The sequence below is a fragment of the Sphingomonas sp. BAUL-RG-20F-R05-02 genome (assembly GCF_022662305.1).
Lineage (GTDB): Bacteria > Pseudomonadota > Alphaproteobacteria > Sphingomonadales > Sphingomonadaceae > Sphingomonas.
Window position 1 is genome coordinate 1 of record NZ_JAKNQH010000061.1, and the last position, 1,226, is coordinate 1,226.

The window sequence follows — 1,226 nt, forward strand, 5'->3', positions numbered from 1 at the left end:
AACTGACCTGCCCCCGTCGAGTGGACCGGGTTGATTGTTAGTGGACTATGCTCGCCGCCGCCATATCCGGACGGAGGTGAAGCGAAGCGGAACCGGAGGCCGGATATGGCGGTGACGCCGTTTCCGGGGCCGGCGGTCGGTAGCCCAGGCTGCTGTGCGGACGGACGGTGTTGTAATGCCGCCGCCATGCTTCGATCAGCACCTTCGCCTCGGCGAGGCTGTAGAAGATCTCGCCATTGAGCAGTTCGTCGCGAAGCGACCCATTGAAGCTCTCATTATAGCCATTCTCCCATGGTGATCCCGGTGCGATGTAGAGCGTCTTCACGCCGATTTGGCCGAGCCATTTCTGCACCGCATTGGCGATAAACTCGGCGCCGTTGTCCGACCGTATATGCGCAGGTGGCCCTCGTGTGACGAACAGGTCGGCCAACGCCGCCAGCACGTCTTCATGTTTGAGCTGACGAGCAACGACCAGCGCCAGGCACTCTCGACTGGCCTCGTCGATGATGGTCAGGATGCGGAACTTGCGACCATCATGCGTGCGGCCTTCGACAAAGTCGTACGCCCACACATGCCCTGGATATTCCGGGCGCAGCCGGATGCACGAGCCGTCGTTCAACCACAGCCGCCCACGTTTCGGTTGCTTCTGTGGCACCTTTAGCCCCTCGCGCCGCCAAATCCGCTCGACCCGTTTATGGTTCACCGTCCACCCGGCATGGCACAGCAATGCCGTCACCCGGCGATAGCCGTAACGACCATATTGCTTTGCCAGCGCGATGATGTCTTCCGACAGCGCCTGTTCGTCATCCGCCCCGCGCGGCACCTTGCGCTGCGTCGATCGATGCTGGCCCAGCACTCGGCAGATCCGTCGCTCGGACACCGGAAGCGCTCGTTGCACATGATCGATGCAGCGTCGTCGCCGCGCAGGGCTCAGAAGTTTCCCCGCGCTGCCTCCTGCAAAATCAGCTTGTCCAGCGTCAGGTCCGAGATCGCCCGCCGTAGTCGCAGGTTCTCCTTCTCCAGATCCTTCATCCGCCGCGCCTGGTCGATCTTCAGCCCTCCATATTCCTTGCGCCAGCGATAATAGGTCTGCTCGCTAACCGCGATCCGCCGGCACGCTTCGGCCGTCGATGCCCCCTGTGCCAGCACAATCTCAACCTCACGCAGCTTGCCGATGATCTCTTCCGGCTTGTGCTTCTTGCTCGGCATTCGTCGTCCCTTTCGTG

The 1,226-nt window shown here is 61.9% G+C and carries 1 protein-coding gene; it reads right to left on the reverse strand.

Going from position 1 to position 1,226, the window contains the following annotated elements:
- Positions 1-37 precede the first annotated feature (37 nt).
- Positions 38-1,209 (reverse strand): IS3 family transposase gene (locus L8F97_RS22420; protein ID WP_242154953.1). Its coding sequence is split into 2 segments (ribosomal slippage): positions 38-945 and positions 945-1,209, totalling 1,173 coding nucleotides; the frame shifts between segments, so codons are not numbered across the junction.
- Positions 1,210-1,226 lie beyond the last annotated feature (17 nt).